The sequence below is a fragment of the Pedobacter deserti genome, assembly GCF_024436415.1.
Taxonomy (GTDB): domain Bacteria; phylum Bacteroidota; class Bacteroidia; order Sphingobacteriales; family Sphingobacteriaceae; genus Pedobacter; species Pedobacter faecalis.
Window position 1 is genome coordinate 1,949,077 of record NZ_JAFMZQ010000001.1, and the last position, 23,216, is coordinate 1,972,292.

At 47.5% G+C, this 23,216-nt stretch carries 23 protein-coding genes; 11 read left to right on the forward strand and 12 right to left on the reverse strand.

What is annotated here, in order from left to right:
• Nucleotides 1-123: 123 nt before the first annotated feature.
• Together J3P40_RS08825 and J3P40_RS08830 are read left to right on the forward strand one after the other, a co-directional pair.
• Nucleotides 124-726 carry a sterol desaturase family protein gene (locus J3P40_RS08825; RefSeq protein WP_256004774.1) on the forward strand — a complete coding sequence of 201 codons (603 nt, stop codon included), beginning with the start codon at nucleotides 124-126 and terminating at the stop codon, nucleotides 724-726.
• Nucleotides 727-776: 50 nt separating this feature from the next.
• Nucleotides 777-953, forward strand: a complete 177-nt coding sequence (locus J3P40_RS08830) for a DUF6496 domain-containing protein (protein WP_162835072.1) — start codon at nucleotides 777-779, stop codon at nucleotides 951-953.
• Nucleotides 954-980: 27 nt separating this feature from the next.
• On the opposite strand, the gene J3P40_RS08835 is transcribed toward J3P40_RS08830, so the two are convergent.
• Nucleotides 981-1,109, reverse strand: coding sequence for a hypothetical protein (locus J3P40_RS08835; protein ID WP_256004775.1), 129 nt, complete (start codon nucleotides 1,107-1,109; stop codon nucleotides 981-983).
• Nucleotides 1,110-1,254: 145 nt separating this feature from the next.
• Between J3P40_RS08835 and J3P40_RS08840 the strand changes: the two genes are divergently transcribed.
• A complete protein-coding gene (locus tag J3P40_RS08840) occupies nucleotides 1,255-2,202 on the forward strand; it encodes a lipid A deacylase (RefSeq protein ID WP_256004776.1) in 948 nt (315 codons plus the stop codon).
• A 57-nt stretch (nucleotides 2,203-2,259) separates the two neighbouring features.
• Complete coding sequence (gene fucP / locus J3P40_RS08845; RefSeq protein WP_256004777.1) at nucleotides 2,260-3,498, forward strand: L-fucose:H+ symporter permease; 1,239 nt, start codon at nucleotides 2,260-2,262, stop codon at nucleotides 3,496-3,498.
• Here the strand turns inward: fucP and J3P40_RS08850 are convergent.
• Both J3P40_RS08850 and J3P40_RS08855 read right to left on the reverse strand, forming a co-directional pair.
• Nucleotides 3,495-3,725, reverse strand: coding sequence for a hypothetical protein (locus tag J3P40_RS08850; protein ID WP_256004778.1), 231 nt, complete (start codon nucleotides 3,723-3,725; stop codon nucleotides 3,495-3,497). The two genes, fucP and J3P40_RS08850, sit on opposite strands and share 4 nt — an antisense overlap.
• A gap of 32 nt (nucleotides 3,726-3,757) precedes the next feature.
• Nucleotides 3,758-5,989, reverse strand: coding sequence for a glycoside hydrolase family 95 protein (locus J3P40_RS08855; protein ID WP_256004779.1), 2,232 nt, complete (start codon nucleotides 5,987-5,989; stop codon nucleotides 3,758-3,760).
• Nucleotides 5,990-6,115: 126 nt separating this feature from the next.
• Between J3P40_RS08855 and ispE the strand changes: the two genes are divergently transcribed.
• Genes ispE through J3P40_RS08870 form a run of 3 tightly spaced genes read left to right on the forward strand, consistent with a single transcriptional unit; the run spans nucleotide 6,116 to nucleotide 8,518 of the window.
• Nucleotides 6,116-6,919 carry a 4-(cytidine 5'-diphospho)-2-C-methyl-D-erythritol kinase gene (ispE, locus tag J3P40_RS08860; RefSeq protein ID WP_256004780.1) on the forward strand — a complete coding sequence of 268 codons (804 nt, stop codon included), beginning with the start codon at nucleotides 6,116-6,118 and terminating at the stop codon, nucleotides 6,917-6,919.
• Nucleotides 6,920-6,929: 10 nt separating this feature from the next.
• Entirely contained in the window at nucleotides 6,930-7,343 is a 414-nt protein-coding gene (locus J3P40_RS08865) for an OsmC family protein (RefSeq protein WP_256004781.1), read from the forward strand.
• Nucleotides 7,344-7,348: 5 nt separating this feature from the next.
• Nucleotides 7,349-8,518, forward strand: coding sequence for an O-succinylhomoserine sulfhydrylase (locus J3P40_RS08870; protein WP_256004782.1), 1,170 nt, complete (start codon nucleotides 7,349-7,351; stop codon nucleotides 8,516-8,518).
• 3 nt (nucleotides 8,519-8,521) lie between these two features.
• Here the strand turns inward: J3P40_RS08870 and J3P40_RS08875 are convergent, their stop codons facing one another.
• The 5 genes from J3P40_RS08875 to tgt all read right to left on the reverse strand — a co-directional run bounded on the left by J3P40_RS08875 (nucleotide 8,522) and on the right by tgt (nucleotide 15,024).
• Complete coding sequence (locus J3P40_RS08875; RefSeq protein WP_256004783.1) at nucleotides 8,522-8,797, reverse strand: LapA family protein; 276 nt, start codon at nucleotides 8,795-8,797, stop codon at nucleotides 8,522-8,524.
• Nucleotides 8,794-11,619, reverse strand: coding sequence for a TolB-like translocation protein (locus tag J3P40_RS08880; RefSeq protein ID WP_256004784.1), 2,826 nt, complete (start codon nucleotides 11,617-11,619; stop codon nucleotides 8,794-8,796). Before J3P40_RS08880 ends, J3P40_RS08875 begins: the two co-directional genes overlap by 4 nt.
• Nucleotides 11,620-11,885: 266 nt before the next feature.
• Entirely contained in the window at nucleotides 11,886-12,776 is an 891-nt protein-coding gene (locus tag J3P40_RS08885) for a DMT family transporter (RefSeq protein ID WP_256004785.1), read from the reverse strand.
• The gene (locus J3P40_RS08890) at nucleotides 12,776-13,879 is read right to left on the reverse strand and encodes an LptF/LptG family permease (RefSeq protein ID WP_256004786.1); all 1,104 of its coding nucleotides are present in this window, start codon (nucleotides 13,877-13,879) and stop codon (nucleotides 12,776-12,778) included. Before J3P40_RS08890 ends, J3P40_RS08885 begins: the two co-directional genes overlap by 1 nt.
• A 14-nt stretch (nucleotides 13,880-13,893) precedes the next feature.
• Nucleotides 13,894-15,024: a tRNA guanosine(34) transglycosylase Tgt gene (gene tgt, locus J3P40_RS08895; RefSeq protein WP_256004787.1), complete on the reverse strand. Its 1,131-nt coding sequence runs from the start codon at nucleotides 15,022-15,024 to the stop codon at nucleotides 13,894-13,896.
• A 90-nt stretch (nucleotides 15,025-15,114) separates the two neighbouring features.
• Between tgt and J3P40_RS08900 the strand changes: the two genes are divergently transcribed.
• Together J3P40_RS08900 and rsmG are read left to right on the forward strand one after the other, a co-directional pair.
• Nucleotides 15,115-16,239: a glycosyltransferase gene (locus tag J3P40_RS08900; protein WP_256004788.1), complete on the forward strand. Its 1,125-nt coding sequence runs from the start codon at nucleotides 15,115-15,117 to the stop codon at nucleotides 16,237-16,239.
• The gene (gene rsmG, locus J3P40_RS08905) at nucleotides 16,236-16,862 is read left to right on the forward strand and encodes a 16S rRNA (guanine(527)-N(7))-methyltransferase RsmG (protein WP_370687725.1); all 627 of its coding nucleotides are present in this window, start codon (nucleotides 16,236-16,238) and stop codon (nucleotides 16,860-16,862) included. The genes J3P40_RS08900 and rsmG overlap by 4 nt, the downstream gene beginning before the upstream one ends.
• Before the next feature lie 18 nt (nucleotides 16,863-16,880).
• On the opposite strand, the gene J3P40_RS08910 is transcribed toward rsmG, so the two are convergent.
• Nucleotides 16,881-18,110, reverse strand: coding sequence for a M56 family metallopeptidase (locus J3P40_RS08910; RefSeq protein WP_256004790.1), 1,230 nt, complete (start codon nucleotides 18,108-18,110; stop codon nucleotides 16,881-16,883).
• A complete protein-coding gene (locus J3P40_RS08915; RefSeq protein ID WP_256004791.1) occupies nucleotides 18,107-18,481 on the reverse strand; it encodes a BlaI/MecI/CopY family transcriptional regulator in 375 nt (124 codons plus the stop codon). Before J3P40_RS08915 ends, J3P40_RS08910 begins: the two co-directional genes overlap by 4 nt.
• 142 nt (nucleotides 18,482-18,623) lie before the next feature.
• Between J3P40_RS08915 and dprA the strand changes: the two genes are divergently transcribed.
• Complete coding sequence (gene dprA, locus J3P40_RS08920; protein WP_256004792.1) at nucleotides 18,624-19,718, forward strand: DNA-processing protein DprA; 1,095 nt, start codon at nucleotides 18,624-18,626, stop codon at nucleotides 19,716-19,718.
• Nucleotides 19,719-19,794: 76 nt separating this feature from the next.
• A complete protein-coding gene (locus J3P40_RS08925) occupies nucleotides 19,795-21,156 on the forward strand; it encodes a pyridoxal-phosphate dependent enzyme (protein ID WP_256004793.1) in 1,362 nt (453 codons plus the stop codon).
• A 65-nt stretch (nucleotides 21,157-21,221) separates the two neighbouring features.
• Here the strand turns inward: J3P40_RS08925 and murA are convergent, their stop codons facing one another.
• The gene (gene murA / locus J3P40_RS08930) at nucleotides 21,222-22,547 is read right to left on the reverse strand and encodes a UDP-N-acetylglucosamine 1-carboxyvinyltransferase (protein ID WP_256004794.1); all 1,326 of its coding nucleotides are present in this window, start codon (nucleotides 22,545-22,547) and stop codon (nucleotides 21,222-21,224) included.
• On the reverse strand, nucleotides 22,547-23,203 hold the full coding sequence (locus tag J3P40_RS08935) for a DUF4290 domain-containing protein (protein ID WP_256004795.1): 657 nt from the start codon (nucleotides 23,201-23,203) through the stop codon (nucleotides 22,547-22,549). Before J3P40_RS08935 ends, murA begins: the two co-directional genes overlap by 1 nt.
• Nucleotides 23,204-23,216 lie beyond the last annotated feature (13 nt).

Below are 23,216 nucleotides of genomic sequence, written 5' to 3' on the forward strand. Positions count from 1 at the left end.
CAAAATTAAGTCGGCCGAATGTTAAAAATCTTGATGTAAGATAAGAAATGCTTTACAGGCGGTGTAAAGGTTTGAGAAAACACGTATTTTAGTTCCCCGTTTCAGGTGCTTAAATTATAAGTAATGAAGAAGAATTTTATTTCCAACTCGAGGGAGTCTATCAGGATGTTCAAGAGTCCGCTCTTAGAAGGTCTTTCGAAGGTTCCTTTCTACGTGCCGCTCATCGTTTTTGTGCCGGTGATCCTCTATTTTTCCTGGCTTTCGGTTGCGGAGAGCGGTTTTGCTGCTTTTGCGTTTCATCTGATTCTCGGGCTTTTGGTATGGACGCTGACGGAATATGTTATGCACAGGTTCGTCTTTCATTTTTATCCGGCCTCGGAGTGGGGCAAACGCATTCATTTTATCTTTCACGGGGTTCATCATGATTACCCTAACGATGCTAAGCGCCTCGTGATGCCGCCTTCGGCAAGTATTCCGCTAGCCACGCTGTTTTACTTTCTCTTTAAATGGATGCTGCCCGACGATATGCTGGATGGTTTTTTTGCAGGTTTTATAGTAGGTTATCTTTTTTACGATATGACGCATTATATGCTGCACCATGCCCAGTTCAAAAGCGGAGCCTGGAAGAAGCTGAAGCAGCAGCATATGCTGCATCACTATAGCGATCCAAACACCAAGTACGGTGTAACCTCCAATTTGTGGGATAAGGTGTTCGGTACCAAGTAATCCCAAACAAAGCTGTCTGCCTGCGTGTTAAGCCATTAAAACACCAGGTTATGGCAAAGTATTCTAAAAAAGCATCAGAAAAAGTAGAAGAAACGATGCATGAAATGAAAGAAGGCAAACTGAAATCGGGCAGTGGTAAGAAGGTCACGTCCAAAAAACAGGCAGTAGCTATCGGCTTATCGGAAGCACGCAAGGAGGGTGCCAAAGTGCCGAAGAAGAAATCTTGAATGAATTATCAGAAAAAAGGAGCCCGATCATTTGGACTCCTTTTTTGTTGTTACTTTTTTAGCGTCTTTAGCTGAGGTGTTATTTTCCGGTTCAGGGCCTTTAGGGTTTTTCTGTTCCTTCTGTTCAGCCTTCTTTGTTTTTTGCTGGGTGTTCATGTCTGATCAATTTAGGGGTTGCATTGGTAGTATAATAACAGCGCAGGACCTCATTAGTTCATTTTATTTCTATTTTTACGGCCTTATTGACGATACATTTATGTACATCCGCCTACGATGCCTTTTGGCTTTCTTTTTTACAGTTATGGTGCACGCTGCCAGTGCCCAGAAGCTGGAATATGATTTAAACCTGCACACGTTTGCAGACAACCGGGAATATGCTAAATCCGGCCGTTACCCACAAACTATATTCGGTCTTCGTTTCTCGCCGGAGATTGGGGTTTTGCTGGACAGCGTACACCGTCTGCGTGCCGGATTCAATGCCCTGCACGAATTCGGTTCTTCCAGGTTTACCGATAAAATAGACCCGGTAGCCTATTATGAATTTAAAAAGAGCGACTGGAATTTTTATATGGGAATGTTTCCCCGGCATGGGTTGGTGTCTGACTATCCCAGAGCGGTGCTTAAAGACACCTTTAATTACTATCGGCCAAATGTGGAGGGTATGCTCCTGAAGTACGAGAACAGCAAGTGGCGGCAAGTGCTTTGGATAGACTGGACAAGCAGGCAAACGGCTACCGACCGGGAGAATTTCATCTTTGGCTTGTCGGGCCAATACAAAACCGGGGTCTTCTTTATATCGCATTATGCGATGATGCTGCATGATGCAGGTCCCGCCGTGGAAATTCCTGGCGATCATATTGAAGACAATGGCGCATTGCTCGTAAAGGCGGGGGTGGATTTGTCGCGCAAAACTTTCCTGGACTCGCTTGTACTTAACGTTGGGGGGCTGATGTCGTTTGAGCGCGTGCGAACTATAGGCGGCTGGCAAACGCCCAAAGGGCTGTTGCTCGAGGCACAGGCCGAGTATAAGTCGTTCGGCATCATCAACTCTTTTTACACCGGGGAGGGTCATAATATCAGGTATGGCGACCAGTTTTATACGGCTAAACAGTATAACCGCACTGATTTGATCTGGCGGCCAAAAATCTATAAAGGTATAGAGGGCATGTTCGCCCTTTCATTTCATTTCGTGGAGGGTGTTGTTGATAACCAGCAGGCCTTTGGGCTCCGGTACAATTTTTCAAATTAAATTGTTACAGATATACAGCGAGAAGTTATGTATATTCAGCCTACAATTTAACCAGATATGACCGACAAACCACTATTCACGGAAAAGAGATTCCTTGTAATTATTGTTTTTGTAACCTCACTCTTTTTGTTTTGGGGTATTGCCATCTCTATGGCAGATGTATTGAATAAGCACTTCCAGAATACGATGAGTCTCTCGCGTATGCAGTCGGGCTTTGTGCAGTTTGCCGTTTTCGGCGCCTATGGTGTGATGGGTATTCCGGCCGGACTATTCATGAAGCGTTTTGGCTATAAGAAGGGCGTGTTGCTCGGCCTCTCGCTTTTTGCAGCGGGCGCTTTGCTTTTTATTCCGGCGGCCAATTTGTTTTCTTTCCCGTTTTTCGGGATCGCTTTATTTATCGTAGGCTGCGGGTTGTCGACCCTGGAAACCGTGGCGCACCCCTTTGTAGCGGCCTTGGGCGACCAGCGTACGAGCGACCTGCGGATTAACTTTGCGCAGACCTTTAATGCGGTGGGAACGATGCTCGGACCAACCATAGGTGGCTACTTTTTGCTGGCCAGCCATGTGGAGGGTAGTTCTGACCTGACCTCTGTAAAAACACTTTATGCGGTAATCGGTACGGTGATTCTGCTTGTAGCCATTGCTTTCTCGTTTGTGAAGGTGCCGCCACTTACCGATCCGCATGCTGCCGAGGCTGTAGATCCTGCGGCGGTAAACGTTGATATAGCGCCTGGTAAAAAGCTATTTCAGCACAGGCATTTTGTGTGGGCCGCCATAGCGCAGTTTTTTAATGTGGCCGCACAGGCAGCCACCTGGGCCTTTTTTATCAATTACGCTGAGGAGATTGTAGGCTTTAGTCATTCTAAGTCCTCTTATCTCATGGGCGGACTGTTCATGGGGGCTATGCTGTTAGGCCGGGTGGTGGGTACCACACTGATGCGATTTGTTGCACCAAACAGGCTTCTTGCCACTTTTGCCCTCGGTAATATATTGATGTGTATTATCGTAGCGCAGAGCCTTGGTATGGTGTCATTTATTGCTCTGATCCTGATCAACTTCTTCTTCAGTATTATGTTCCCTACCATATTTAGTCTGGGACTTAAAAACCTGGGCCACCACACCCAACGCGCTTCATCGTTCCTCTCTATGGGCGTTGTCGGCGGTGCATTTTATCCTTTACTTATGGGCTTCGTGGCCGATCATTATGGTGTGGCCAACGCCTACTATACGCCGATCATATGCTATCTGATCATCTTCCTTTTCGGGTTTAAGTTTTATAAGACCGGAAAAGCTTAATCGTTGATTGTTTCATAGAGCTGTATGCCATTGCGTATTTTGTGGAGCAGCGGCAGGTCGATCTGGCAATTCACTGATTCGCAATGATCATGATTTTTATCGTCTAACTGAACGGTGCCAACCTTGGTGCCGTTCAGATAAACGTCGTACATACTGCTGCCTAAGGCCACTACATCGTAAAATAATTCGCGGTCGCCATCCGCAACCTCAATGCTAAATTCCTCCATGTGTTTGTGTTTTTTACAAGCAACAAAGAAAATCAGCGATTGTTTTCAGGACGAAAAGTATAGGTTTTTCCAGCCTTTGCCTGGAAGCTGAGGTTTAGTCCACCACCCGATATTCTGCATTCTCCTGCGGAACCGGCCTTAATCTTAAGGCTGGTAATTTGCCCGTCTCTCCACGCCATATCTGTAATCTCGAAGTTTCCCCGTGTGCGAAGCCCCTGTACCCGCCCGTTCTTCCAGGCTGAGGGCAGGGCAGGAAGTATTTCGATGCTGCCCGTCTGACTTTGTACAAGCATTTCGGCTACGCCTGCGGTATAGCCAAAGTTGCCATCAATCTGAAAGGGTGGATGCGCGCAGAAGAGGTTGGCGTATATACCGCCGCCTTCGTTGTAGTCGACCCCGCCGCCGCCCACAGGCGTAATAAAGTTCTTCAGGATCAGGTGCGCATGCTCACCGTCTTGCAGGCGTGCCCAGAAGTTCATTTTCCAGGCCATCGACCAGCCCGTAGAAGCATCGCCTCTGGCCAGTAGGCTCACCTTGGCGGCTTTCGCCAGGTCCGGCGTCTGAGCAATGCTGAACTGGCGGCCCGGGTGCAGACCAAACAGGTGCGATACATGTCGGTGCTTATCGTTCGGGTCGTCGCGGTCGGTTTCCCATTCCTGCAGCTGGCCCCATTTGCCGATTTTGGGCTTAAGCAGTCGCTCTCGCATATCGGCAATACGATCGCGATAGGGCTTATCGGCTCTAAGCACATCAGCTGCCTCGATGTAATTGGTAAACAAATCCCAAACAATCTGCTGGTCGTGCGAGACCCCATCTTCTGTTGGGCCGTGTTCGGGCGACCAGCCCATGGGGGCAACCAGTGTCCCGTTGTCGCGACGTTTAAGGTGGTCGTCCCAGAATTCCACAATCTCTTTAATGATCGGGTAGGCAAAGTTTTTCAGGTAACCGGTATCTCGTGTAAAGGCATAGTGTTCCCATATCGCCTGTGCATACCAGGCGCTTCCAGGCGTATTCCACGAAAAGCTTTCTCCGCCAAAAATGTTGTTCTCTGTTTTTACCGTCCAGCCCCTAACGCCAGGATATTGTCGCTGGGTATTTGCTTTCTTTACCTCACGCATGCTGTTGATGTAATCGAGATAGGGGACATGGCATTCCGAAAGGTTAGTCGGCTCTGCCGGCCAGTAATTCATCTGTATATTGATGTTGGAGTGGTAGTCGGAGCGCCAGGGCGGGTTGTTGCTGTGGTTCCATAGTCCCTGCAAGTTTGCAGGCAATCCGCCTTTTCTCGACGAACTGATGAGCAGGTAACGGCCGTACTGCGCAATAAGCGCTTCCAGTTGCGGATCAGGGTTGTTCTTGTAGTCGCTGAGTCGCTGCACGGTAGGCTTGGCAACGATGTCCGCTGAACTCGAACCCAGGTCGAGGCGAAAACGGCAGAACAGAGACTGGTAGTCGCGGATATGACGATCTTTTATCTGCCTGAAGGATTTTCCTGAAATTTTCCGAAAGATCCGGTCGAGCTTTACCTCCGGCAACTCGCCCTTCCAGTTCTTGCTGCGCTTATTGCTGTAGTCGGTAGCCGCCGACATCAGGATGGTAAAGCTATTTACCTTGTCGAAACGCAATTCAGCGTTGCCTTTGGCGCCCTTGTCCGCAGATACCGATCCGCCTTCGGCTTTCAGCAGGAGCCGTGCGCTGTATGCCATGCCATTTTCCAGCTTTCCCTTAATGATGAGTTGCCCGCCGCTTACAATTGTGGTTGCTTCATGTGCATCTTTTAAGGTGATAGTGCCGCTATACGCCTGCTTCTTGCTGGCCGTAAACGATATGGCCATTACGCTGTCCGGAAAGCTGCAAAAGTATTCCCGTTTAAAGTGTGTATCGCCAAGCGTATAAGAAACCGTTTGCACAGCATTGCGTATATCCAGTTCCCTGCGGTAGCCTTGTGCTTCGCCCTGCCGCTGTGTGTTCAGATTGATCAGGATATCCCCGAATGCTTGGTAGGCACCAGTTTCCTGCTCATCGCCGGTCCAAAGACTGATCTCATTGAACTGGATACGGTCGGATGTTATACCGCCGAACACCATTCCCCCGATGCGGCCGTTGCCCATGGGGTAGGCCTCCGTCATCCAGTCGCCCGCCGGCTTACTGTCCCACAACTTCAGGTCTGAACCTTTGAGGAGTTTGTTTTTAACTTGAGCACGCATACCAAAGGGCAGGGCGAGAAGGGCAAATAAAAGGCCGAGGGTACTTATATATCTCATCGTGGGTTGTTTTCAAATCCAAAGTTAGCCTATGCGCTTCTCAATAATTCAGTTATTTTGACCGGGTCTTCAGTTATTTTGACCGCGCATTTGTACCGTAGTTTTAATTTTTGGTATGTTTGCCCTATGCTCGCTTTTGCCAATGCTAAGATTAATCTGGGGCTCAATGTCACCGGTAAACGACCGGATGGTTATCACGAGCTTCAGACGGTATTCTATCCGGTGAAGATCTATGATGTGGTAGAAATAACCGATGCTCCTGAGACTACTTTCGAATCGCACGGCATCGCAATACCAGGCAGCCAAAGCGAAAATATCTGTCTGAAAGCCTATGAGCGCTTTAAGACTGATTTCGAGATTCCGCCTCAACGCATTACCTTGCTAAAAAACATTCCGGTTGGTGCCGGACTGGGCGGGGGATCTTCCGATGCCGCCTTTTTAATGAAGCTCATCAATGATAAATTCAAGCTTGGTCTAACTACAGCGCAATTGGTAGAATATGTTCGTCCGCTAGGTGCAGATTGTGCTTTTTTTATTGAAAATAAGCCTGTGTACGCTACTGGCAAAGGCGATGAGTTCAGTGCTGTTGAACTGGATCTTTCCGGAGGTTACCTCGTTTTGATCCAGCCTGAAATACATGTTTCTACGGCAACGGCATATGCAGGTGTTCGCCCTCAGGAACCAGCACATGCGCTGCGGGAACTTATTGAGCTGCCGCTGAGCAGTTGGGCTGGGCATATCAAAAATGATTTTGAGGCCAGTGTTTTTGAACGATACCCTGAAATTGAACAAATTAAGACAAAACTTTACGCTGCGGGCGCTACATTTGCATCCATGAGCGGAAGCGGTTCTTCTGTATTCGGGGTGTTCAATGAGCGGGTAACCCTGTCGGAACTGGAAAGCCGCTACAAAGTATTTTACGACGTTTAAAAAGACATATATGGAGATCAATCTGATAAGAAAAAGCGGTAAGTTTAATTTCGAAGCACAAAATTCGGGCGGCTTTTCGGTAGAACTGGATGCCAAGGCGGAGATAGGTGGCGAAGGCAAGGGTTTCAGGCCCATGGAGATGCTGCTGATCGGTCTGGGCGGCTGCAGCGGCATAGATATGGTCAACATCCTTGCGAAACAGAAAGAGGAACTTAACGATATCAAGATTGCGATCCGCGCAGAGCGCCGAGAGGAAATCCCTTCTATATTTGAAACGATCAACATACACTTCGACTTATACGGGTCGCTCAGCACACAGAAAGTAGAGCGGGCCTTAAGCATGACTTTTGAGAAATATTGCTCGGTGGCCAACATACTGGAACGCTCGGCACAATTAAAATATACATACACTATACATCAGTAATACCCATGCAGGAAGAAAACTTTGAAACCCTTGCCATTCGTTTACAGGCCGAAAGAAGCCAGTATAAAGAACATTCTGTTCCGCTCTATCTTACCTCAAGCTATAAGTTTGACGATGCTGAAGATATGCGGGCTTTGTTTGCAAACGAGAAGGAGGGCAATGTATACAGTCGTTATGCCAATCCAAATACCGACGAACTGATCGGAAAAATGGCAGCGTTGGAAGGGTCGGAGACCGGCTGGGCTACTGCAAGTGGTATGGCGGCGATCTTTACAACCTTTGCGGCCTTCCTGAAATCGGGCGATCATGTGCTTTCCAGTCGCTCGGTGTTTGGTTCTACGCATCAACTGCTGAATAATGTGTTTTCGAAATGGGGTGTTACCTATACCTATGCCGATCTTGATAAGCCTGAACAATGGGAAAGCGGCATAAAGCCCAATACGCGGATTATTTTCGTGGAAACTCCATCCAATCCGGGCATAGATATTATTGACCTCGAATGGCTGGCTGGCTTTGCTAAAAAGCACAATGCTTTACTGGTAGTGGATAACTGTTTCGCTACCCCTTATCTGCAGCAGCCTATCAGGCTTGGGGCAGATATTTCCATACATTCTGCAACAAAGTTTATTGACGGACAAGGCCGTACACTTGGAGGTATTATCCTTGGTTCTAAGGCTTTGATTAAGGAGATTGAAGGTTTTGCACGGCATAGCGGACCGTCGATGTCGCCTTTTAACGCCTGGGTACTCTCTAAAAGTTTGGAGACATTGGCTGTACGTATGGACAGGCATTGCGAAAACGCCTTGAAAGTGGCTGAGTTCCTGGAGGAGCATCCGAAAATTGACCGGGTGATGTACCCTTTCCTTAAATCGCATCCGCAATACGAGATCGCGAAAAAGCAAATGAAGCTCGGCGGTGGCATTGTAACCCTTGTGGTGAGCGGTGGTGCCGCAGCGGCAAGTGCTTTTATGGATAAACTGAAGATGTTTTCTATTTCTGCTAATCTGGGCGACACACGTTCTATTGCCACCCATCCGGCAACAAGTACGCATTCCAAACTTACCGAAGAGGAACGCTTACAGGTGGGCATTGAGCAAGGCACCATCCGCTTGTCGATCGGACTGGAACACATAGACGATATCCTGAGAGATATCGCTCAGGCTTTAGGTCAGTAAGCGCTAGTTGATATAATCCCGGTCTTCGTCGGACAACCTTTTATCAGTTTCCGGCTGATCGGGATCAATGCGGTCATCGTACGAACTGACCGTAGTTCTTGGTCGGCCCGCCCAGTATCCCAAAATAAACCCGACAAAGGTACATACGCCTATAACCAGCAGTTTGGATACATCTGCTTCTGTAAAGATGAAATTGAACCGTACGGCGTCGGTGTTGATGGTTAGGAATACGGTGATCACGGCTGTGAAGGCAATGATAAAAATCGTTTTGCTGCTCATAGACTGTAGGATAAGGTGAATTCTAAGATAGGCTTTTGATCGTAAAGTTTATTGACAAACACAAATCTTGCGCCAACATCGACAAGAGGCTGGTAGCGCAGCAGATGCATATGACTGCGCAACTCGAAGCCGTAGGTCTTAGGTTCAGCAAGGGAGGTTTCTGTTCCAATGTTTTCGTAGTGACAGAAAATTCCCGCCCGCAGGTTGCGCACATAGGCCAGCGGTCCAATCTCCGCATCGGGGAATGCAAAAGGGAAACGGTAGTTGAATAGCAAAGTGTTGTTGAGCGGACTTCTTGCATTGATGTTATTGTATCCGAATACCGTGTTGATCTGCGTTTCGTACCTGCGTATGCCGGTGGCGGTCTGGTAATTAAAATTGGCCAGAAAAGAATGATTACGCGCAATCCCCGGGAAGTACAGGAATCCCTCTGCGGCAAAGATGCGCCCCGCGAGATTATCGTCTAAAGGCTGATGTGCATATGTGACGCGCAAGATTTGTGCCCAGGCCGGTGCAATGTCACGCGGCGCTGTCCTGGTGCTGTGCGTAAAACTCAGGTTATACTCCAACGGAAAGCGCAATGTCCGGATGTAATTAGCAGGCATGTTTTCTCCTATGTAGCGTTGTGTATAGCTTGTGGAAGTATTGAAAGAAAAACTATAATTGTGGTTCATGGCATTAATGCTGAGTGGAACAGATGCCTGTAACTGCATGTGGTTCTCGCGCCAGTCGCCCTGTTGCATGCCGTTTCTTGTATTGTAAAATGTCCGCCTTGGCCGGTTGCGGTAAGTTGCACGCAGGATGGGGTAGAGGCTTTTAAAACTGAAACCGGTATAGTAAGCAAAGCGCTTGAGGTCGCGGTGATAATCTGCTCCGGCAAACACATCCAGCGTGTTGAGCAGGTTGTTCGACTTGAGCTGTAATCCGCCCTGGTACTCATTTTCAATAACCGGCGACAGGCTGTGGAATTTAAAGAGGTTATGCAGACTGTGGCTGTGATAGCGTGTCGATTGATAGCTGCTGTCGGGTATATTGCTAAACACGTCGACATTTCCTTCCTGCGCTTTCGCCGCTGCACCAAAACTGACAAAGTTATTCTTACCTGTGTTCAGGTGAGTCAACCTGGTTTCCGCAACGTGATAACCGGTGGCTCCAAAATCATTGAAAAGTATTTTTGGAGCATCGGAGTTTTCATACTGGAGTGAGATGTTGAACGCGCCGTATTTAGAGGCGCTCAGAGCGCTTATCTTTTTGCTGGTGGTGTCGATATAGTAAATGTTGTCGATTCCGTTGTAGTGGGCGTTAAAAGCGATTCCATTGCCTATAAAGACCGGACGATTGATCTGCTGTCGACTGCTGTCGATCAACACACGCATATTTCCCTCGCCATCCGTAATGGCCAGTTGCTTGCCGGCTTCACTAACCCGTACGACCGCGATGCTGCTGTCGTCATGGTCGTACGCAGGCGTTTGCAGGATGTGGTTGTCAGGATTAGAAATAGTGTTCAGTATTTTTCCAGTAGAGGCATCCAGTTCTACCAGATTGCATTTGTTCGACAAGTCGATCTGCACCGCTACGATCCTGCTGGCATCTGCAGAGAGCGAGGGCGAGAATAATCTGCTTCTTCGGGTCAGCGTTCTCCGTATGCCCGAATTCATGTTATAGCTGCAGATGACGCTGTAGCTACGCTGCTTAAATCTGGGATCCTCCCGGATTTCGTCCCACACCACCAGTCCGTTGGCGTAACTGAACCAGGGCTGTTCCTGTGGACCAATACCCAGCAGTTTGTTTTCACGTCTGGCTGAATCAATCACAACGAAATGGGAGGCCTGAGCCTTACTTTGCTTTAAAGCAAGAATACGCTGGTCTGCCAGCCTCACAGGCATGAAGTAGTTGGTCGCGAAACTCGCAGGCTGGTTCAATATTTCATAGTTTTTTGATTCCGTCCTGTTGTTCTGATCCGACCAGGAACCCTGCAAGTCCGATTGCGTTTGCAGGTACCAGTGGCGTGTACCCATGCCGGTATATTTTTTAAGACTTCCTGAAAAAGGGTAGGGGCGAAGCGGCCGTTTGCGAATGTCGGTCAGGATACTGTCGGACACCCCGCCGCCATGCTTCGACCGGATGTGTGATGACAACAAATAACCGAGCTGATAATACCCCGGGGTGAGGTCTTTGTCTGACCCGAAATAAGCCTTGCTGTACGACAGTCTTTTTCCCTCCAGAAGTGCCGCACGGTAAGGCATAATCCAAGACGGAATTTTACCGCGACCAGCCCGGGTAAGCGCCGTTTCAATGCTCACTGCATCGCCTTCAAAAAACCACAGCGGAATGCTTGCGCCAAACCAGGCAAAGTAAATTTCCTCCGGAAATGGCGACGCCTTTCCGCCGGTCAGTTTGTCGAACTGCGCTACGTGCCGGAGCTCATGCACCGCAAGGTTGTTAAGCCAGTCCTGACTGTCGAATTGCTGGGGTGGGGTGGTGTAGAATTCTGACTTTTTTGGAGCTAGCTGGACGAAGCCATTTGCTGTTACCCCGCGGTTTTGCAGTACCACCGGAATGCTGGTTTTATGCCGGCTCAGACTGCTTCCTACATAGGGGTAAATATGCGACATGGTATTGGCCATTCGCTGTGCCTCGTGTTCGAGTTCGTCGGGATAGATGATGCGGAACCCGGGCGACTGAATCTGTCGCCATTTTACACTAAGGGGGTTCTGTTCTTCACTAAAAATCTGTCCGCAAGCCGATTGTGATGTGATTATTAAAATAATAACGCATATGGCATTGAAAATTAGAATAATATGTGCTTTATATTGGTTCATTTAATATTAATGCTAAAAATATTAGTTTTTACAGCTTTCATTTTCAATTTTAAGGTTCTTAATTAATTTACGTTCCTATATTTAATATGCTGATATCTAGTGTTGTAATACGTTTATATATGTCTGTAAATATTGTCGTTTATTTTGCTTTTTGAAACCTAAAAAGCACCTTTTTCGGCCTTTTATATAATCCGCTAACCATATCCTTATTGCGATTGTAATATACACTAATTAGCCAGAAAATAAACAAATAAAAAGGAAGGATTTTACTGTAGACCCCTACGCTTTTTGTAGATCGGATACAAGAAAACTGCGCCTAAAATGAGGATGCTTCCAGCGTAAAAACCGGTCGACATAGCCTCTTTGGAACCAAAGAAAATGAAGGCTAACAGGATGCCATAAACAGGTTCGAGATTGGTGACCAGCGCCACCCGAAAGGCCGACAAACTACGCATCACGGCCACCCCGGCAACATAGGCAAGTGCGGTACAAATGGTGCCCAGCAACAGCAGGTTCGTCCAGTCGGAAACCGAAAGATCAAAGTGTTCTGACCACAAGCTTTGATCGGCCATTCGGTATAAGGTTATCCAAAAAAACGCACCGGCGATTTCGTAAAATCCGATAATCCGGTAGTCGCTTTTTTGAACCAAAGTGGAGTTGATCGTAGCGAAAAGACTGGAGCCAAAAGCCGACAAAAGACCGAATATGATGCCTTCCGTATACTGAGATTCAAACTTAAAGATAAGGTAAATTCCGAGAATAATAATGAGGCCGACGATCACGTCAGGAAGCAGTATGCGCTGACGTTTTACGAGGGGTTCGAGTAGGGCTGTGAACAGGGTAAATGAGGACAAACAAACGAGTGCTACCGAGACGGTTGATGCCTTGATGGCGTAGAAGAAAAGCACCCAGTGGATGGCAACCACCCCTCCCGTGGCGACGAATTTTATGAATTCGCTGCCAGTAACTTTGAGGTTCGTTTTCGATAATATGAAGTAGCCAAGGAGAGTAATGCTGGCAATCAGAACCCGGTACCAAACTAACTGAATAGCGTCTACAGAAATCAACGCGCCGAGGATACCGGTGAATCCCCAAACAAATACCGTAAGGTGGAGGATAACCAGGTTTCTGGTAACGGAGGTCGGGTTGTTTTTCATTATTTAGGAGCTTTCCTGAGCAGGTAATAGCCCAGGACGCCGAATATCAATGTGGGTGCAAGTACAGCAAACAACGGCGGCATCCCTCCCTTTATGGAGAACATTTTGGCGAACTGATTGAAGACGATATAGGCAAAGCTCAATAAGATTCCTATTCCAAGCGGTAAACCTACACCTCCACGCACCTTTCTTGAAGAAAGCGCCACGCCGATCAGCGTAAGCACAAAAGCCGACAAAGGGTGCAGATATCGTTTGTACTGTTCAAACAGCAGGTCGTTCCATACACCTGTGCCCCTGATCTTTTCCTTACGGATCTTCTCAGCAAGCTCCTTGTTGCTCAGGTTTTCAAAGATGTTGTCGTAGGCCGAAAAGTCGTCGGGCCGCATATCCAGTACGGTGTCTTTAGTTAAGCCTCTGCCTTCCACAAAAGTCTCTTTCAGGCTGTCTATATAACGTACGGAATAGTTGGTCAGCTTCCAGTGACGCTTTACCGAATCCCACTTAATCTCGTCTGCCACAAGTTTTTTAGTAAGCACATCTCCCTTGAAGTTATCCAGCGAGAACTTGTAGCCTACCTTGGTCCTGTTGTCAAAATTGTCCATAAAGATGTAGCTGTTCTTGTCGAGCTTCATGTGTATGTTCATCTTGCTTGAGGGACTGTTTTTCTTCACATAAGTGTTCTCAAAACTATTTTTTAAGCGATTGGTGTAGGGCAGGATATAGAGGTTGGAGGCCAGGTTGGCCGCAAAAATCACAAAGGCGGAAATAAAGTATGGGCGCAGAAAGCGATTGAAACTTACCCCACCGCTCAATATAGGTACGATCTCCGTTTGGTCGGCCATCTTTGCCGTAAAAAAGATCACGGCAATGAAGTTGATCAGCGGGGATAACATGTTTACATAAAAGGGGATAGACCCCGCATAGTAAAGTGATATGACCTGCCAGAAAGTAAGTTTGGCGCTTAGGAAGTCGTCCAGTTTTTCGGAAAGGTCGAAGATGATAATGATGACCACGAACAAAGTGAGCGTATACAGGAATGTACCCAGATACTTACTGATGATATACCAGTCGATGATTTTTACTCTGCTCCTGAAAAAGTTCATTACCCGTTATCGTCCTACAATTTGTTGCCTAATATACTCACCATTTTGTTCTTCCAGTCATAAAATTCACCGCTGATGATCTTCGCCCGTGCCTCCTGAACCAGCCACAAGTAAAAGTGGAGGTTATGCAGCGTAGCAATCTGTGCACCAAGGATCTCTTTAGAGTGCATCAGGTGTCTTAAATAAGCTTTGGAGTACACCCTGTCGGCTTCAAGATCACTGTCTGCATCGATAGGAGAATAATCGTTCGCCCATTTTTTGTTGCCGATGTTGATGATCCCGTTTCGCGTAAACAGCATCCCGTTCCGGGCATTCCGGGTCGGCATTACACAGTCAAACATGTCTACCCCGAGGGCAATGTTCTCCAGAATATTGACAGGTGTCCCTACACCCATCAGATAACGCGGTTTATCGGCCGGAAGTATATCGCAAACCACTTCGGTCATGCCATACATCTCTTCCGCAGGCTCGCCAACGGAAAGACCGCCGATGGCATTGCCTTCACGATTCATTGAGGCAATAAACTCAGCCGATTTAACCCTCAGGTCTTTATACACGGATCCCTGTACAATCGGAAACAGCGTCTGCTCAAAACCATACTTAGGTTCGGTAGTGTCAACCCGCTCGCAGCAGCGTTTAAGCCAGCGATGCGTCATTTCTATAGATGAAGCAGCATATTTATAGTCGCACGGGTAAGGCGTGCATTCATCAAAAGCCATGATGATATCGGCACCGATGCTGCGCTGGATGTCCATCGCATATTCGGGCGTAAACAAATGTTTTGAGCCATCTATGTGTGAGTTGAACGTAACGCCTTCTTCCCTGATCTTTCGGACCTTGCTCAGGGAGTAAACCTGGTAGCCCCCACTATCGGTCAGAATCGGCCGGTCCCAGCCAATAAATTTATGAAGGCCGCCAGCACCCTCCAGCACGTCGAGTCCCGGACGTAGATACAAATGATAGGTGTTTCCCAGGATGATCTGGGCTTTTATATCGTCTTTCAGTTCACGCTGATGCACTGCCTTAACCGTACCTGCTGTCCCCACGGGCATGAAAATAGGTGTCTGTATCTCGCCGTGTGCGGTTGTTACTGTTCCTGCCCTCGCTTTGGAGAGAGGGTCTTTTGCCTGTAAACTAAATTTCATGTATTAATGTGTGCCCGCTAAAAATCTGCCCAAAAGTAGCAAAAAAGCCGGAGAAAATTGAGAGATTTGCCGCCTTACAACCAATACATCGTGGAATTAACCTTAGTGGAAAGCTGCCTGTTGGGCGGTTTAGCCTTTTGCTTCATTATACAGCTCTGGTTCACGCTCGGCGTGCATCTAAAACTTGCCCTTTACAAAATAGAACCTATTATTCCTGAAGGACTTAGGCCGATCAGCGTGATCATATGTGCAAGGAACGAGGCCGCCAATCTACAGGAATACCTTCCGCTTGTGCTGGAGCAGAAATATCCCGATTACGAGGTGATCGTAGTAAACGACCGTTCATGGGACGCTACAGAAGACATTCTGAAAGATCTTTCTGTACGCTATCCCCATCTCAAGGTCGTCAACGTTAACGACGGTCAGAAGTTCCTTGCTGGAAAGAAGTTTGCCGTCACCATGGGCATCAAGGCCGCTAAACACGAGTGGCTGGTATTTACAGACGCAGATTGTATGCCTGCTACGGAAAACTGGTTACTGGGTATGCAGCAGCCGGCAGATGAGGCTACCGAGATTGTGCTGGGCTATTCGCCTTATATCCGTAAAAGAGGATTGCTTAATGCCCTGATTCGTTTTGAGACGTTTTTTACGGCCGTCAACTACCTGTCCTTTGCGCTGAAAGGCATGCCATACATGGGTGTTGGCCGAAACATGGCCTATAAAAAATCGCTCTTTTTCAAAAGCAAAGGCTTTGCGGCACATATGCACATCCCATCAGGGGATGATGATCTGTTTGTCAACGCCAATGCGCACCGGAGAAACACACGGATAGCTATTCAGCCCGATGCACACGTATGGTCGGAGCCCAAGACGGGCTTTATTGCCTATCTGCGGCAAAAGAAACGGCACCTGGGGGCCGGTAAATTTTACAAAGGCAAGCATAAGTTTATCCTTTCTGCTCAGATCTTTTTCCAGTTTATGTTTTACGTAACCCTTATCGCAGCACTATTCTTTCAGCCCCTGGCAGTCTACATAGCTCTGGGCGTATTGGCGCTGAGCATTATCATCCGCTGCCTGGTGTATCCGCGATTGCTTCGTAAGCTGAATTACGCCGGCCTGCGCTGGTGGTTTCCGCTCTTGGATCTCCTGCTCTTCATTTTTCTCGTCTTTAATGCCATAGTGTCTATATTTGTGAAAAAAGTACAGTGGAAATAAGCGCAGCTATCATACAAAAGTATTTCAAAGACCTCAGTACGGTACAGATTGATCAGTTTGGTCAGTTATTTGAACTGTACAACCATTGGAATGCCCAGATCAACGTAATTTCCAGAAAGGACATTGATGAGTTATACACGCGGCATGTGCTTCATTCATTGGGTATCGCCAAATTTTGCAGTTTTAATGCCGGGGCGAATGTTCTCGACGTTGGCACGGGTGGCGGTTTTCCTGGCATCCCCCTTGCCATATTATTTCCTGAAACGCAGTTTCATCTCGTCGATTCCATAGGCAAGAAGATCAAGGTCGTTAAAGAAGTCGCCGAGGCCCTAGGCCTTAAAAACGTTCAGGCCAGTCACCTGCGGGCCGAGCAGGTAGAAGGTCAGTTCGACTTTGTTGTGTCCCGTGCAGTTACCCGGCTTATCGATTTCTATCCATGGGTGAAAGGAAAATTCAAGAAAGCATCAACCCATGCTATCCCGAACGGGATACTGTATCTTAAAGGGGGTGATCTTACGGAAGAGATTGCTGAATCACGCCTGAAAGCGGAATTGTATCCGCTTTCTGACTATTTCGAAGAAGAATTTTTCGAAACGAAGTATGTGGTTTATGTTCCGCAGTAACCAGGTTTAAGCGGGACGTTATTCTGATTCAGGCTTATCTTTTACCACGATTGGCGGTGGAAATTTTTCCAGTGTTTCGATATCGTTCCCGGTAAATTCAAGGGCGCCGTTTATTGCTTCCTTGCCATACTTGCGGACTGCCGCCTGCGGTGTTAGTTCAGTCATGCTTGTGTAGCCCCTGACAATGATAATTTTCCCGAGTTTCAGCTTTTTACCATTAATTAAGATCAAACGTTTTTCGAGTGACTCGGTCTTGCCGGTCCTAGGGTCATGGCGGCTTTCTATAACGAAATATTTAGGCTCTTGCTGCTGATTTTCCACTACGACCGATGGGCCTGGCATTATTGCTGATTCCCGGGCTTGCTCATACAGATCTATGAACGCATACGTTTTGTTAGCCATTAGTGTAGAGGCACAGACCATTCCTCCCGTAAGCGGGAGAAGAAACAGGAGGCGGAATCTGATCCGTCCTGCCGACTTTTTCTTGTTTAACATCATGATTCTTGGTTTTAGTATAGATTGATTGAATACCTGGTTGGCGAGTTGTCCGACACCCGATTGCATCGAATTATGGATTAAGAACATTGCATAGTCATGCTTGGTTATGCTTTTACCAATCGTCGCTTCGTCTGCTATGTATTCGTGGATGAGTTTTATATCGCGCCTCATCGCCCACGTCACCGGATTAAACCAGTTTAATGCATGAACCAGCTCAAGCAGGATAACATCCACACTGTGTCCGTGTTTAATATGAGTGAGCTCATGACCCACGATCACATCCTTCTGATCAGTATTTGGATCCATGAAAAGCAGGCTGAAGAAGGAAAAGGTCAGGCCGGATTGCGGTGAGCCGAGGTAACGAACACCGTTATGGTCATGCCAGCGAGCGCGTCTGTATATACTCATAACTTGAAAAACAGAACGGGCCAGTCGCGACAGAAAGAATATGCTGACCAGGCTATAAGCAACAAGCAACACCAGGCTCCAGTCAAACCCCTCCTGGTTTTGCACCGCGACATTTACCAATTCCGGGGTTTGCAGAACAAATGCTTGTTGTTCCACAGGCTCCCACAGGGTGCGCAGGTAACTGACCTTCAAGAGAGGCAGTATAAAAGCCGCTGCTACACTGGCGAGAAGAAAGAAGCGGCTTAAGGTGTAGAAAGTCTCCCGAGCCAGTATCAACCTGTAGAACCCATAAAATATAGCCAGATAGACGTTCGCCTCCAATAAATAATAGATCCAGTTCATGACCTCTCGTTTTTAAGTTTATCTGCAAGCTTAATGAGTTCGTCAAGCTCATCAATGTCCATTTTCTTCTCGTTCACTAGAAAGGAGACCAGGCTCTGATAAGAGTTCTCAAAGTAATTGTTCATTACTTTGTCCAACGCGAAATGCTTGTACTGGTCTTCAGACACCACCGGGAAATAGATATGGGTATTGCCAACTGCCTTATGGTCCAGGAAGCCCTTGCCTTCCAGCACCCGTACTACGGTCGACACCGTATTGTAAGCAGGCTTGGGCGATGGCATACGATCTATCACGTCTTTTACTAGACCTTCCCCGATCTCCCATAGGATAAGCATCACCTGTTCTTCTGCTTTTGTTAATTCTCTTAGCATCTAAATATCCTTTTTGTTTTCCTAAGTTACAACTATAAAAATAGTTTGCAAACTATTTTTATAGTTTATTTTATTTTGCTGGTTTTTAATGATGTAGAACAGGGGAGTTGTTTGCAACCTGACGTTTTGAATAACTTAGCCTATGAGTTTAATCCATAAAATTGCGCTTACCTTGATCGACTCGGTAGGGCATGTCCATGCAAAGCAGCTTGTTGAACATTTTGGCTCTGCGGAAGCCGTATTTAGCGCCTCTTTCGGTGCATTAATGGAAATCCCCGGGATAGGCAAGGTAACGGCGGGTAACATAATAAAAACCGATGCACTGAGGCGTGCGGAGGAGCAATTACATTTTATTGAAAAGCATCAGGTGAAGGTGCTTTTTTATACCGACGACGACTATCCTCATCGGCTAAGGCATTGTTACGACGCACCAATGGTACTCTATTATAAGGGCGGTGCCGATCTGAACCGCCAGCGGATCATCAGTGTGGTCGGTACCCGCCGTGCCACTGAATACGGCCGGCAGCTTTGTCGACACCTTGCCGAAACGCTTCAACCTTATGGGGTCACTATTGTTAGCGGGATGGCATACGGCATCGATATCGCCGCACATAAAGAGAGTCTGAACTTCAATATTCCCACCGTAGGGGTGCTGGCGCATGGGCTCGACCGTATTTATCCGCCTGCGCACCTTCCTGTTGCTCGGCAAATGGTTTCTGAAGGTGGCCTGCTTACAGAGTTTCCGTTAAATACTGCGCCCGACAAGGAGAACTTCCCTAAACGCAACCGGATTATTGCCGGACTTGCCGATGCTACCATCGTTGTAGAAGCCATTGCGAAAGGCGGCGCGCTGATCACCGCAGATATTGCAAGCTCTTACAGCAGGGATGTGTTCGCTTTTCCAGGGCGTACGGGCGATAAAAGTTCTGAGGGATGCAATTTCCTGATCAAAACGAACCGGGCGGGACTGATCACACATGCGCAAGACATTCCATATTACATGGGCTGGGAGAAGGAGCAGGTACACGCAGCTGCGCTACAAATACAGTTGCCTGTCGGACTTTCTGATGAAGAGCAGCGGGTGGTAGACGTGCTTCGGGCCGGGCCGGCGCGGGTCGATGAGCTTGCCTTACGTACCGGTATCCAGCAAAGTCAGCTCGCTATGCATTTGCTCAACCTCGAGATTCAGGGCGTGCTAATCGCTTTGCCCGGCAGCTTGTATCAACTCGCGGGTTGACCGCATGTGGATAAAATTATTGATTGTTTAAATCTAGAGAATAAGTAGTATAAAATAATATTTGTACTTTTGTGCCATGTGGTACAATAATATATTGGAGACGATCGGCAATACGCCACTTGTGAAGCTCAATTCTATTACTAAAGGTGTACCAGGCACCATCCTTGCTAAGATTGAGACCACCAACCCCGGTAACTCAATCAAGGACAGAATGGCGGTCAAGATGATTGAGGAGGCCGAGAAGAGCGGCAAGCTTAAACCCGGCGGTACCATCATTGAAGGTACATCGGGAAATACCGGTATGGGCCTGGCCATGGCTGCTATTATCAAAGGGTATAAGTGTATTTTTACCACAACAGATAAACAATCGAAGGAAAAGGTTGATGCACTTCGGGCTTTTGGTGCGGAGGTTATTGTTTGCCCCACCAATGTTGAACCCGAAGATCCGCGGTCCTATTACTCTGTATCCTCGCGGCTCGAGCGTGAAGTCCCGAACTCCTGGAAGCCAAACCAATACGACAATCTTGCGAATTCGCAGGCGCACTACGAGCAGACTGGTCCTGAAATATGGGCGCAGACTGAAGGTAAGATCACTCATCTGGTGGTTGGCGTGGGTACAGGAGGGACCATATCTGGAGCAGGCAAATACCTTAAGGAACAAAATCCTAACATTCGCGTTTGGGGTATCGATACCTACGGCTCCGTATTCAAAAAATACAAGGAGACCGGTATTATGGATAAAAACGAGATCTATCCGTATATCACAGAAGGTATAGGGGAGGACTTCCTGCCTAAGAATGTGGATTTTGATGTTATAGATCTGTTTGAGAAGGTAACGGATAAGGACGCAGCGCTTATGACCCGTGAAATTGCACGCAAGGAGGGCATTTTTGTAGGTAACTCGGCAGGCGCCGCGCTGGCTGGTTTGCTGCAGCTTAAAGACAAGCTAAAGCCGGAAGATGTGGTCGTCATTATCTTCCATGATCATGGTAGCCGGTATATGGGTAAAATGTATAACGAGGACTGGCTGCGTGAGCGGGGCTTTCTAAAAGATGAGAAGCTTACCGCCCGTTCTATTCTCCATAAAAAGACTAACCCTGAGCTGGTTATGGTCGACTGTGAACAGACCGTGCAGGAGGCAATCAATACCATGCATACGCTCAATATCTCGCAGATCCCGGTCACGCAAAAAGACATGGTGGTAGGTAAGCTAGAAGAGCGTGATATATTGCGGGTGCTCATGGAGAACCCCTCGCTTAAATCGGCCAAAGTAGCTGAAATCATGACCGCTGGTTTCCCCTTTGTAGATCTCAATACCTCAATAGATCGTATTTCCGGTCTTATCAATAAAGACAACAGTGCTGTGCTGGTAGAAGATGAGCAGGGCAGGATCGAAATCATTACACAATACGATATCATCAATGCGATATCGGGATAATCTTAGAACCGAGACAAAAACACCTAATAACTAAAACCAGAAAAGCCCCGTAAGGGGCTTTTTGTTTAGTGTCCGGGTGCGTTGGCTTCTACCCGTTTTATCTGCGCACCGAGTGCCCGCAAACGGATGTCAATATCCTGATAACCCCTTTCAATCTGTTCTATATTAAAGATGGTCGATTTGCCTTCGGCCGATAATGCGGCGATGAGCAATGAAACACCCGCCCGAATGTCGGGAGAGGTCATGCTAATGCCCCTTAGTTGGTATTTCTTATCAATTCCATTTACCGTAGCGCGGTGCGGGTCGCAGAGAATGATCTGTGCACCCATATCTATCAGCTTATCCACAAAGAACAAACGGCTCTCAAACATTTTCTGGTGGATCAGCACGTTTCCGCGTGCCTGGGTAGCCACTACCAATACAATGCTTAGCAAGTCTGGTGTAAAACCCGGCCATGGCGCATCAGCAATGGTCAGCATAGAACCATCGATGAATGACTCAATGACGTAGTTTTTCTGAGAAGGGATATAGATGTCGTCGCCACGCAGTTCAAACTTGATTCCCAGCTTTTTAAATACATCCGGTATAACACCAAGCTCCTGATAGCAGACATTCTTGATCGTGATCTCAGATTCTGTCATAGCCGCCAGACCAATGAATGAACCTATCTCAATCATATCAGGAAGCATGCGATGCTCGGTGCCGCCCAGTTTCTCAACGCCTTCAATGGTGAGGAGGTTAGAGCCCACGCCACTAATTTTAGCGCCCATACGGTTCAGCATCTTACATAGCTGCTGCAGGTAAGGTTCGCAGGCCGCATTATAAATGGTCGTTGTTCCCTTGGCCAGTACAGCGGCCATCACAATGTTGGCTGTACCAGTCACAGATGCCTCATCCAGAAGGATATACGCCCCCTTCAGGTTCGTCGCATCCACATTAAAGAACTCTTTCTTGGTATCGTACACAAACTTGGCCCCAAGTTTTTCAAAGCCCAGGAAGTGCGTGTCCAGTCTTCGCCGTCCGATCTTGTCGCCCCCCGGCTTCGGAATGGCGGCCTTGCCAAAGCGCCCCAGAAGCGGGCCCACAATCATGATTGAACCTCTTAAGCCGCCGCCTTTCGCTTTGAAGGAGTCAGACAGGAAATAGTCCAGATTGATGTCTTTAGCTTCAAACGTGTAAGTATCTTTTGATAAGCGTTCTACCAGTACACCCAGGTCGCCAAGCAGTTCAATCAGCTTGTTTACGTCCTTAATGTCGGGGATATTGCTTATGGTAACCTTCTGATCGGTCAGCAAAACGGCTGCAATGATCTGAAGCGCCTCGTTTTTAGCACCCTGAGGATGGATTTCGCCCTTCAGCTTCTTTCCGCCGATAATTTCAAATGCGTTCATTAGTGTCTTTGCTTACCGTTATTGTGCTTCTTGTTATTGTTGTTGTTCTGCTTGTTCTTGTTTTTGCCCTGCTTGCTGTTGTTTTGCGGACGTGCCTGTACCGGCTTAACTTCCACTTTGGCAAGGTTAATGTTGTCGGCAAGCTTCAGCTGGCCTTCCGACAATTCATTCAGGTTCTTAAGGATCGTTTCATCGGCCACCGTGTCTTTGTTCCAGGTCACGTACGACATCTTCATGAAGTTGGCAATATTATGCACCATTGCTGCTTTAGCCTCTTCATCTTCAATTGCTTGTGCTTTTTCGATCAGCACTTCCACGGTTTTGCCGTAGTGCTTATAACGGATCCTTTTTTGCGGATAGCCGATATGTTTTGGTTTAACCAGCGCAGCTTCAGGCGTAGGCTTTGGGTAGGGACTGTCCACATCAATTTTATAGCCTGATATAATGTGCAGGTGATCCCATAATTTATGCTTGAAGTCGGCCACATCACGAAGATGCGGATTCAGGAAGCCCATCAGGTCAATCACCGCCTGAGCATATCTGTTCCGCTCCTCACGGTCCTCAAGCTCAATGATGTACTTGACCATATTTTGCACGTTCCGGCCGTATTCGGCCAGAATGAGCTCGTTTCTAGTAGTATTATAATCGAAATTCATGTAGTCTTTATCT

Excerpts from the sequence above, each read along its gene's own strand:
- J3P40_RS08825 (WP_256004774.1), top strand. The coding sequence starts at position 124 with ATGAAGAAGAATTTTATTTCCAACTCGAGGGAGTCTATCAGGATGTTC.
- J3P40_RS08830 (WP_162835072.1), top strand. The coding sequence starts at position 777 with ATGGCAAAGTATTCTAAAAAAGCATCAGAAAAAGTAGAAGAAACGATG.
- J3P40_RS08835 (WP_256004775.1), bottom strand. The coding sequence starts at position 1,109 with ATGAACACCCAGCAAAAAACAAAGAAGGCTGAACAGAAGGAACAGAAA.
- J3P40_RS08840 (WP_256004776.1), top strand. The coding sequence starts at position 1,255 with ATGGTGCACGCTGCCAGTGCCCAGAAGCTGGAATATGATTTAAACCTG.
- fucP (WP_256004777.1), top strand. The coding sequence starts at position 2,260 with ATGACCGACAAACCACTATTCACGGAAAAGAGATTCCTTGTAATTATT.
- J3P40_RS08850 (WP_256004778.1), bottom strand. The coding sequence starts at position 3,725 with ATGGAGGAATTTAGCATTGAGGTTGCGGATGGCGACCGCGAATTATTT.
- J3P40_RS08855 (WP_256004779.1), bottom strand. The coding sequence starts at position 5,989 with ATGAGATATATAAGTACCCTCGGCCTTTTATTTGCCCTTCTCGCCCTG.
- ispE (WP_256004780.1), top strand. The coding sequence starts at position 6,116 with ATGCTCGCTTTTGCCAATGCTAAGATTAATCTGGGGCTCAATGTCACC.
- J3P40_RS08865 (WP_256004781.1), top strand. The coding sequence starts at position 6,930 with ATGGAGATCAATCTGATAAGAAAAAGCGGTAAGTTTAATTTCGAAGCA.
- J3P40_RS08870 (WP_256004782.1), top strand. The coding sequence starts at position 7,349 with ATGCAGGAAGAAAACTTTGAAACCCTTGCCATTCGTTTACAGGCCGAA.
- J3P40_RS08875 (WP_256004783.1), bottom strand. The coding sequence starts at position 8,797 with ATGAGCAGCAAAACGATTTTTATCATTGCCTTCACAGCCGTGATCACC.
- J3P40_RS08880 (WP_256004784.1), bottom strand. The coding sequence starts at position 11,619 with ATGAACCAATATAAAGCACATATTATTCTAATTTTCAATGCCATATGC.
- J3P40_RS08885 (WP_256004785.1), bottom strand. The coding sequence starts at position 12,776 with ATGAAAAACAACCCGACCTCCGTTACCAGAAACCTGGTTATCCTCCAC.
- J3P40_RS08890 (WP_256004786.1), bottom strand. The coding sequence starts at position 13,879 with ATGAACTTTTTCAGGAGCAGAGTAAAAATCATCGACTGGTATATCATC.
- tgt (WP_256004787.1), bottom strand. The coding sequence starts at position 15,024 with ATGAAATTTAGTTTACAGGCAAAAGACCCTCTCTCCAAAGCGAGGGCA.
- J3P40_RS08910 (WP_256004790.1), bottom strand. The coding sequence starts at position 18,110 with ATGAACTGGATCTATTATTTATTGGAGGCGAACGTCTATCTGGCTATA.
- J3P40_RS08915 (WP_256004791.1), bottom strand. The coding sequence starts at position 18,481 with ATGCTAAGAGAATTAACAAAAGCAGAAGAACAGGTGATGCTTATCCTA.
- dprA (WP_256004792.1), top strand. The coding sequence starts at position 18,624 with ATGAGTTTAATCCATAAAATTGCGCTTACCTTGATCGACTCGGTAGGG.
- J3P40_RS08925 (WP_256004793.1), top strand. The coding sequence starts at position 19,795 with ATGTGGTACAATAATATATTGGAGACGATCGGCAATACGCCACTTGTG.
- murA (WP_256004794.1), bottom strand. The coding sequence starts at position 22,547 with ATGAACGCATTTGAAATTATCGGCGGAAAGAAGCTGAAGGGCGAAATC.
- J3P40_RS08935 (WP_256004795.1), bottom strand. The coding sequence starts at position 23,203 with ATGAATTTCGATTATAATACTACTAGAAACGAGCTCATTCTGGCCGAA.